Here is an 8980-nt window from a genome sequence, read left to right as displayed (position 1 = left end):
TGTCATCAAAGGCAACTCGGTGATGACAAGAACGGTAGGGAATCCGGGGCCGGGCTGAATCCCGGAAACGTGCCGTCAGAAGATCTTGCCGGGGTTGAGGATGTTGTCGGGGTCCAGGGCGGCCTTGATCGAGCGGTGGGCCTTGAGGCCCGTCGGGCCGATCTCGCGCGCCAGCCAGTCGCGCTTGAGCAGGCCCACGCCGTGCTCGCCGGTCGACGTCCCGCCGAGGGACAGGCCCAGCGACATGATGGCGTCGAAGACCTTCTGGCCCTGCGCCAGGCTCACCGGGTCCGAGCGGTCGATCACCAGGACCGGGTGCAGGTTGCCGTCCCCGGCGTGGCCGACCGTCGCGACCACCACGCCGTGCTCCTGGGAGATGCGCTCGATGCCCTCGATCAGCTCGACCAGGCGGGTTCGCGGTACCGCCACATCGTCCACCATGATCCCCCCGCCCAGCGGGAACAGGTGCGCCGCGAAATGCTCCAGGGCCGGGTGGGCCAGGCGGCGGGCGGCGAGCAACGCGTCGGCCTCGGCGGCGTCCGCGGCCACGAAGACGTCCGCGGCCTGAGCCGTGTGGCACATGGCCGAGATCGCCGCCAGGTCGTCGGGCGCGCGCGGGCCCGAGTCGACCGAGGCGATCAGCAGTGCCGCGGCGCTGGTGGGGAGGTCCATCGGGCGGTACGCCTCGATCGCCCCCATCGCCACCCGGTCGATGACCTCGAGCATGCTCGGCTGGAGCCCGGAGCCGACGATGGCCGAGACCGCGGCCCCGGCCGCCGGGAACGTGTTGAAGACGGCGACCAGGGTCAGCGACGGCTCCGGGGCGGGGAGGAGCCGGACGGTGACCTCGGTGATCACCCCCAGGGTGCCCTCCGAGCCGACGAACAGGCTGGTCAGGTCGTAGCCGGCGACGCCCTTGGCGGTGCGCCGGCCGCACGTGAGCACCTCGCCGCTGGCGAGCACGACCTCGAGGCCGAGCACGTGGTCGCTGGTGACCCCGTACTTCACGCAGCACATGCCCCCGGCGTCGGTCGAGACGTTGCCGCCGATGGTCGACTGCTCCCAGGAGCCGGGGTCGGGCGGGTAGTACAGGCCCCGCTCGGCCACCGCGCGGCGCAGCTGGGCGTTGACCACGCCCGGCTGGACGACGGCGATGCGGTTCTCGGTGTCGATGTCGATGATCTCGTTCATCAGCACCAGGGACAGCACGATCGCGCCCTCGATCGCGTTGGCGCCCCCGGCCAGGCCCGAGCGGGCACCCTGCGGGATGACCGGGACCCTGTGCCGGCTCGCGGCGCGCAGCACGGCGGAGACCTGGCCCGTGGTGCGCGGGCGCGCGACGACCGCCGGGGTGCCGAAGGGCACCAGGTCCGCCTCGTCGTGCTCATAGGAGCGCAGCAGGTCCGGATCGGTCAGGACACCGCCCTCGTGGGGCAGGGCCGCACGCAACTCCTCGACGAGGCTCATACCTGGCACGCTAGTGCGTGTGCTCTACATCGACACGCCAAGGTGGCCCGCGCACGGGCGCCTGTTCGCCCATCTCATCAGCGACGTGTCGGCGGCCGAGCTGCACGCGTTCGCCGAGCTGATCGGGGTGCCGCCGCGGGCGTTCGAGCGCGACCACTACGACGTGACGGCCGAGCGCGCGCAGGTCGCCGTCTGGCTGGGGGCCAGGCCGGTTCCCTCGCGGGTGATCGTCGAGCGCCTGGTTGCGGCCGGGCTGCGTCGGCCGCGGCATTTGTCCGATTCGCGGGGCAAGAAAAAGCCTGGTCAGCCCTTGTTTCCGTGAATCGATTAGGTAACCCTTGCTTAGGTAAGGCTAAGCGAGGAGTACGGGCCGTGTATGTCTGCATCTGCCACCGCGTGCGGGAGTGCGAGATCCGCCGGGTCATCCAGTCCGGCGCACACACCGAGGATGCCGTCGGCGACGAGTGCGGTGCCGGCACGGGTTGCGGCACGTGTCTCGACCGCATCGCCGACCTGATCGACGCCGAAAGCCCGACCCCGGTGCCCGTTTTCCACTAGAAACGGGCATAAGAGGCGTAACCTGCCAGCATGCAAGGGGACGCACGAGTCATCGAGTTTCTGAACGAGCAGCTCACTGCCGAGCTGACGGCGATCAACCAGTACTTCCTGCACGCCAAGATGCAGGAGAACTGGGGATACACGATTCTGGCCAAGCACACCAAACACGAGTCGATCGACGAGATGAAGCACGCCGAGGTGCTCACCGATCGCATCCTGTTCCTCGAAGGCCTGCCCAACTACCAGCGCCTGTTCCCGCTGCGCATCGGCGAGTCGGTGCCGGAGCAGTTCAAGTGCGACATGCAGATCGAGCTGGAGGCGGTCGACCGGCTGCGTCGCGGCATCGAGTACATGCGCTCCATCGGCGACGTGACCTCGGCGAACATCTTCGAGGAGATCCTCGCCGACGAGGAGCACCACGTCGACTACCTCGAGACGCAGCTCGCGCTCATCGAGAAGTTCGGCGAGGCGCTGTACCTGCAGAACGTCACCGAGCACCCAGAAGCGTAGCGATCTCGGCCTCCAGGTTCACCCGTGCACGGGCGGTCCACTCCGCCCGTGCCGGTACAATTCTGAAGATCTCCGGCAAATCCGCCAAATTGCGCAGAATGGCCGCGCGCCCCGGCCGGAAGACGTCATCCGGCACCGCCGCGTACTCCGCGCGCACGGCCTCGGCATAACGGTCGTAGTCCGGCCTCTCCGACGCCAGGATGGCCAGGTCCGCGTCGGCCAGCAGCGCGCCGTTGCGATCGCCCGGCTCGACCGCGTGGCCGGCCGTCAGGCGCACCAGCCGCGCGACCTCCGACGCCCGCCGCTCGGAGAAGCCGAGCGCGGCCAGGGTCGTCTCGGCCAGTTCAGCGCTGCGCTCCTCGTTGTCCGCCGCGAACACCTCGTAGACCGCGTCGTGGAACCACGCCGCCAGGCGCACCGCGTCCGGGTCGTCGGCGAGCCGCGCGTGCTCGTCGATCACCCGCAGCATGAGCGCCAGATGCTCGGGCGTGTGATAGCGCCGATGCGGCTGCGACCAGCGCGCCAGCAGGTCGCGTCCGACCGTCTCCTCGCCCGGGAAGATCCGCTGCCAAGCCTCGATCACGTCACGAGCTTAGGTGCCCCACGCTCTCCACGATGTGGTCGAGGCTCACCGCGCGCCCGGCCGCCCGGTCGCGCTGGTGCGCGGCGAGGCGCGGCAGGGTCTGCGAGCGCAGCGTCTGCGCGTCCGGCGGCTCCGGCAGCCGGTGCCGGCCCCGCAGCCCGTCCGCCGCCCCGACCAGCCGGGCCGCGTGCGCCGGGTCGTCCGCGGCGAGCAGGGCCGCGACCACGTCCAGCGAGATCGCCAGGTCCAGCCGGTCGCCGACCTCGTGCCGGGTGGCCAGCGCCGCCACGAGCAGCCGCAGCGCCTCCACGCGGTCGCCCTCGGCCAGCGCGGCCAGCCCGAGCTGGTGCTGGGCCATCGCCGCGCCGAACGCGTCGCCGATCTGCCGGCTCAGGGCCAGGCTCTCGTCCAGCGCCGCGCGGGCGCCCGCCACGTCGCCCCGGCCGAGCAGGGCCTGCCCGACGCACTCCAGCGCGAGCAGGATCCCACGCGTGTTGCCGTTGGCGCGCTCCAGGTCGAGGCACTCGTGGGCGTACCGCTCCGCCGCCGCGTAGTCGCCCCGGCTGAGCGAGACCTTGCTGAGGTTGCCCAGCGACGCGGCCACGCCCTGCGGCACCTCCAGCTCGCGCCACACCGCGAGGCTCTCGCCGAAGTGCGCGGTGGCCTCGTCGTGGTCGCCGCCGCCGATCGCGGCGATGCCCATCGCGTTGTGCGCGTGGCCGATGGTGGCCCGGTCGCCGGCCGCGGTCGCGCGCCGCAGGCTCTCCGCCCCGAGCCCGAACGCGACCTCGTGCTCGTCCTGGGTCGCGGCCAGGATCGCCGCCGCGTGCAGCAGCCGCGCCCGGGCGCCGTCGTCGTCCGCGTCCTGCTCGAGGACGCGGGCGAGCCAGTCGCGGCCCTCGCCGATGTGCGCGCCGTTGCGCCAGTAGCGCCACAGCCCCAGGCAGATCCGCGTGCGCGTCGGGGCGTCGCAGTGCCCGAACGCGGCCCGCACGTTCTCGTAGTCGGTCTCGATCCGCCCGGTCCACTCCACCTGCTCCGGCCCGGTGAGCCCGGCCGCGGAGGCCTCGGCGAACGCCGCGTAGAAGCCGGCGTGCCGGTCCGCCGGGCCGCGCTCGTCGCCGAGGCGGTTGCGGGCGTACGCGCGGATCGTCGACAGCAGGTGATAGCGCCCGTCGTCGTCATCGCGCACCACCAGGTGCTTGTCGACCAGCGCGGCGAGCCGCTTCTCCAGCAGGTCGAGATCCCCGCCCGGCAGCGTGACGGCCAGCGCCGCCGCCCCCGTCCAGCCGCCGGCGAAGACCGACAGCTCGGTCATGAGCCGCTGCTCCTCGCCGTCGAGCAGCACGAAGCTCCAGTCGATCGCGCCGCGCAGGGTCTGCTGGCGGGCCGGGAGGTCGCGCGGGCCGGAGCCGCCGAGCGTGTCCAGCTCCCGGTCGAGGTGCTCGGTGAGGTGGTCGAGCAGCTCGTCCGGGCTCCACCGGTCGACGCGGGCCGCGGCCAGCTCGATCGCCAGCGGCAGGCCGTCGAGGCGGCGGCACAGCTGCGCGACGGGCAGCGCGGTGTCGATGGTGATCTCGAAGTCGGCGTCGACCGCGCGCGCCCGCTGCTCGAACAGCGTCACGGCGGGCGAGTCGGCGAGCGTCGGGACCTGGTAGACCTGCTCGCCGTACAACGACAGGCGCTCGCGGCTCGTGACCAGCGCGCGCACCCCCGGCGCCGCGGCCAGCAGGTCGCTGACCAGCGCCGCGCCGTCGTCGACGACCTGCTCGAAGTTGTCGAGCACGAGCAGCTGCTCGGCCTCGGCCAGCTGGTCGAGCACCGTGTCGAACAGGTGCTGGTCGGGCAGCTCGGCCACGTGCAGGGCGCGGGCCAGGGCGGCGGTGAGCAGCTCGGCGTTGGTGGTGTCGGCCAGCGGTACGAACACCGCGCCGTCGGCGAACTCGTCCGCGACCGCGCCGGCCGCGGCCAGCGACAGCCGGGTCTTGCCGATGCCGCCCGGCCCCACCAGCGTCACCAGCCGCCCGTCGCGGATCAGCCCGGCGACCCGCGCGGTCTCGCGGTCGCGGCCGACGAGCTTGGTCATCGGCACCGGCAGCCGGCTGCGCCGCCGCTTGGGGGCGGCCGGCTTCACGCCCCAGGTGCCGTCCCCGGCCGCGACGAGCTCGCCCTGGGCCCGCAGCCGCTGCAGCTCGGCCTCGGCCCGGGCCGGCAGCCCGCCCGAGCGCTCGACGAGCCGGTCCAGCAGCGCCCGGGTCGGCTCCCCGGCGAGCGCGATGCGCAGCCAGATCCGCAGCGTCGCCGGCGACCACGGCGTCAGCTCGATCGCGGTCTCGCCGCCGTCCGCGGGAGCGCCGAGGTCGGTGGTGGCGTAGACGACCGCGCAGGCGTCCCCGAGCGCGGGCACGGGCTCGCCCACGTCCGCGAGGAGGATCACGGGTTTGCCCGGTTCCGCCGTGGTACTGCCGGCAAGCTCCGTCGCGAAGCCCCGCAGCCGCGCGATCTGGGCCACCTCGCGCAGGAACCGTGTGTGCCCCGCGCCCTTGGGGCCCGTGATGCGCAGCGCCCCGCGCAGGCCCGCCGACACGCGGGTCATGAACTCCTGCGTGGCGCTGAGCGCGGCGTCGCGCTCCCACAGGCGCGACGAGCCGGCGGCCGGGTCCGCCTCGATGTCGTCGCCGACCGCCTGGCCCCGGCCCCGCCGCTTGGCCAGATAGTTGCGGCGGTCCGCCACGGCGATGAGGGTTTCGCCGTCGGTACCGTCGGCCGGGCTGGACGCCACCCCCATGCTGATCGACAGGTGCAGCGGCGGCGTGCCCGCGAACTCCCGCGCCCGCACCTCATCGGTCAGCCGGATGGCCAGCCGCAGCGCCTCGTCCGCCGCGGTGCCCGGCAGCAGCAGCACGAACTCGTCGCCGCCGTAGCGGAACAGCACGTCGTCGGCCCGGATGAGCTCCTGGATGCGCTCGGCGAGCTGACGCAGCAGCATGTCGCCGCGCAGGTGCCCGAAGGCGTCGTTGACGGTCTTGAAGTGGTCGACGTCGAACAGCAGCAGGCTGGCCCCGCCGACCTCGTGCAGGGCGGCGTCCAGGGCGGCGCGCGGCTGGGCGCCGGTGACGGGATCCTGCACGTTCATCGCCAGCTTGATCGGCTTTTCCCGGGCCCCGCTGAGGTGTTCGGGAGCAATTGGCGCATCGGGTTACACGTGTCGGGTCTTCGGTGTCCGGCCGGACGATCCCGGGGCGCCGTTCGTCCCTTTCGGCGCGCGGCGATCGACGTTCGGGGGAGCCCGTGATCACCGCATCGGCCGCACCCGCATCGGCCACCCCGTCCGCCCCGCCGGACCCGTCCGCCCCGCTACTGTTGCGGGGCATCGCGGATTTCCTTTCGTGCGTACATTCTCCGGACAACCCCCTGGACGTGGCGGACTTCGGCTCCACGACGGGGCCGAGGGTCATCCCTTTCTTCGTTTCCACCCAACCGATCGGCGGCCCGGGCGCATCTTCGGGGCGAGGCGGTGGAAGGGGACCCGGTTGCGCCAGGAACACGAGCGGGAGCTCGAGGAGTACCTCCGCGTCCGCATGCCGCACCTGCGCCGGCTCGCGTACCTGCTGACCGGCGACTTCGACCGGGCCGACGACGTCGTGCAGGCGACGGCGACGACGCTGTACCTCAAGTGGCGCCAGGTCCGCGCGGCCGGGAACATCGACGCGTACGTGCGCCGGATGCTCGTGCACACCTTTCTCGGCGAGCGGCGGCTGGCCTGGGCCCGGACCTGGCTCACCGACCGGCTGCCCGAGCGCCCCGCGGCCGCCCCGCCCACCGACGACGCGATCGTCGTGCGGGCCGCGCTGCGCCGCCTCCCGCCCCGGCAGCAGGCGGTGCTGGTGCTGCGGTTCCTGTGCGACCTGCCGGTCAACGAGGTCGCCGCGACCCTCGGCTGCGCGCCCGGCACCGTGAAGAGCCACACCTCGGACGGGCTGGCCGCGCTGCGCCGGCTTCTCGAACCCGGTGACCGGGCGGCTTCGGCGTTTGGTGGAGGTACCCGATGAGTCTCCTGGATCCGTTGCGCCGCCCGGCCTCGCTGCCACCGTCCAAGGTGGACATCGGGCGCGCCCTGCGCGACGGCCGCCGCCGCGAGCGCAACCGGCGTGCCCTCGCCGTCGCCGCGGCCGCGATCGCGGTGGGCGCCACGATCGTCGGCGTCTCCGCGTTCGCCCTGGACCGCCGGGCGCCCGCGCCGCCCGCCGACGAGACGCCGTCGCCCAGCGGCTGCAGCGTGCACCGCCTGCCGACCCCGGGCGACGACCCCGGCACCGTCGCGGCGGTCGACCCCGGGGGCGGCTACGCGGTGGGGCGCCTGGACACCGACGGCCGCGTGCTGGTGTGGGCGAGCGGCGTGCTCCAGGTGACCGAGAACGCGCCGCAGCCCGACCCGTCCCCGGCCGCCGTCAACGCCGCGGGCATCGTGGTCGGCAACTCCGGCACCGGCCCGTGGATGCTGCGCGACGGCGCCTTCAAGCGGCTGGCCACCCCGCCGGGCGCCGAGCAGGTCATGGTGGCCGCGATCAACGCCGGCGGCGACATCGCCGGCACCGCCACGACCGGGAAGACGGGGCGGATCGTGCGGTGGAACGCGGCCCACCCCGACCAGGTCACCTACGTGACGAGCGCCGCCACGCCCGCCGTGGCCACGGCCATCGGCGACGACGGCACGATCGTGGGGACCCAGGGCGGCGCGCAGGCCGCGCGGTGGAGCCCCGACGGCACGGTACGGCCGCTCAACCGCCCGTCCGGCCGCCCCGCGCTCGGCGCGTCGGGCCTCGCCGGCGACTGGGCCTTCGGCTTCTACGAGGACTCCGGGATGTGGTTCAACCACGGCGTGCGGTGGAATCTGCGCACCGGCGAGTCCAAGGAGCTCGGCGACTTCGCGCCGGGCGCGATCGACGCGACGGGGCGGATGTTCGGCACGCGGATGCTCGGGCCGGAGAACACTCCACCCGCGCTGTGGCGCGACGGCGAGGTGCTGGACCTTCCGGTGCTGTCGCCGGGCCAGTCCGCGACCGTGACGTCGGCGAGCGCGGACGGCCGGCTCGTGGCCGGCTTCCTCTTCAAGGCCAAGAACGACCCGATCGTCGCGGTCCGCTGGGCCTGCTAGCCCCGGACCGCCTTGAGATCCTCGACCAGCCCCGCGAACGCGGCCTCGCGGTCGTCGGCGCGCAGGACCGCCGAGGGGTGGATGGTCGCCACGAGCACGCCGTCGCCCTCGAAGTCCTCGGGGTGCTCGGCACTGGCCGGCCACGGCAGCGCCTTGCCGTGCTCGCGGGTGACCCGGAACGCCGGCCCGAGCAGCGCCTTGGCCGCCGTGGCCCCGAGCACCACGAACTTCGCGGGCCGTATGCGCGCGAACTCGGCCACGAGCCAGGGCCGGCACGCCACGATCTCGGTCCGGTCGGGCGTCTGGTGCAGCCGCCGCTTCCCGGGCGCCGCCGGCCGGTGCTTGAAGTGCTTGACGGCGTTGGTGAGGTAGATGCCGCCCCGGTCGAGCCCGGCCGCGTCGAACGCGCGGTCGAGCACCTTCCCGGCCGGCCCGACGAAGGGATGCCCGCGCCGGTCCTCGACATCACCGGGCTGCTCCCCGACGACGAGCATCCGCGCGTCCTCGGGCCCCTCCCCGAACACGGCCTGGGTCGTGTCCCGGAACAGCTGGCACGCGTGGCACTCCTGCACGGCCCGCCGCAGCTCGTCCAGGCTCGCGTCCATGTCCATGAGCCCTCCCTGGGCCGTGGCACGTTTCCGGGATTTGTGCGGCTCCCGGCTTCCCTACTGTTCTCGGTACCACCAAAACGAAGTTTGATGCAG

At 73.4% G+C, this 8980-nt stretch carries 8 protein-coding genes and 1 pseudogene; 5 read left to right on the top strand and 4 right to left on the bottom strand.

Going from position 1 to position 8980, the window contains the following annotated elements:
* Positions 1 to 75: 75 nt before the first annotated feature.
* The gene (locus tag ABT369_RS57475) at positions 76 to 1467 is read right to left on the bottom strand and encodes an FAD-binding oxidoreductase (RefSeq protein WP_350627171.1); all 1392 of its coding nucleotides are present in this window, start codon (positions 1465 to 1467) and stop codon (positions 76 to 78) included.
* A 19-nt stretch (positions 1468 to 1486) separates the two neighbouring features.
* Between ABT369_RS57475 and ABT369_RS57470 the strand changes: the two genes are divergently transcribed.
* The 3 genes from ABT369_RS57470 to bfr are packed head-to-tail and all read left to right on the top strand — an operon-like array spanning position 1487 to position 2535.
* Positions 1487 to 1789, top strand: coding sequence for a DUF4031 domain-containing protein (locus ABT369_RS57470; protein WP_350627169.1), 303 nt, complete (start codon positions 1487 to 1489; stop codon positions 1787 to 1789).
* A gap of 50 nt (positions 1790 to 1839) precedes the next feature.
* Positions 1840 to 2025 carry a (2Fe-2S)-binding protein gene (locus tag ABT369_RS57465; RefSeq protein WP_350627167.1) on the top strand — a complete coding sequence of 62 codons (186 nt, stop codon included), beginning with the start codon at positions 1840 to 1842 and terminating at the stop codon, positions 2023 to 2025.
* Positions 2026 to 2055: 30 nt separating this feature from the next.
* Complete coding sequence (bfr, locus tag ABT369_RS57460; protein WP_350627165.1) at positions 2056 to 2535, top strand: bacterioferritin; 480 nt, start codon at positions 2056 to 2058, stop codon at positions 2533 to 2535.
* On the opposite strand, the gene ABT369_RS57455 is transcribed toward bfr, so the two are convergent.
* Positions 2513 to 3118, bottom strand: coding sequence for an HD domain-containing protein (locus ABT369_RS57455; protein WP_350627163.1), 606 nt, complete (start codon positions 3116 to 3118; stop codon positions 2513 to 2515). The genes bfr and ABT369_RS57455 overlap by 23 nt on opposite strands.
* A gap of 1 nt (position 3119) precedes the next feature.
* Positions 3120 to 6254 (bottom strand): diguanylate cyclase, encoded by a 3135-nt coding sequence (locus ABT369_RS57450; protein WP_350627161.1) that lies wholly within the window; start codon positions 6252 to 6254, stop codon positions 3120 to 3122.
* Between the two features lie 397 nt (positions 6255 to 6651).
* Here ABT369_RS57450 and ABT369_RS57445 point away from each other — a divergent pair, with 397 nt between their 5' ends.
* Entirely contained in the window at positions 6652 to 7170 is a 519-nt protein-coding gene (locus ABT369_RS57445) for a SigE family RNA polymerase sigma factor (protein WP_350627159.1), read from the top strand.
* Positions 7167 to 8276, top strand: a complete 1110-nt coding sequence (locus tag ABT369_RS57440) for a hypothetical protein (protein ID WP_350627157.1) — start codon at positions 7167 to 7169, stop codon at positions 8274 to 8276. The genes ABT369_RS57445 and ABT369_RS57440 overlap by 4 nt, the downstream gene beginning before the upstream one ends.
* On the opposite strand, the pseudogene ABT369_RS57435 reads toward ABT369_RS57440, so the two are convergent.
* Positions 8273 to 8911, bottom strand: a pseudogene (locus ABT369_RS57435) (UdgX family uracil-DNA binding protein); the annotation flags it as partial. The gene ABT369_RS57440 and the pseudogene ABT369_RS57435 sit on opposite strands and share 4 nt — an antisense overlap.
* Positions 8912 to 8980: the final 69 nt, after the last annotated feature.

The organism is Dactylosporangium sp. NPDC000244 (genome assembly GCF_040300725.1).
GTDB lineage: Bacteria > Actinomycetota > Actinomycetes > Mycobacteriales > Micromonosporaceae > Dactylosporangium.
Note: the sequence above shows the minus strand (reverse complement) of the source record. Positions and strands in the feature narration are given on the sequence as shown.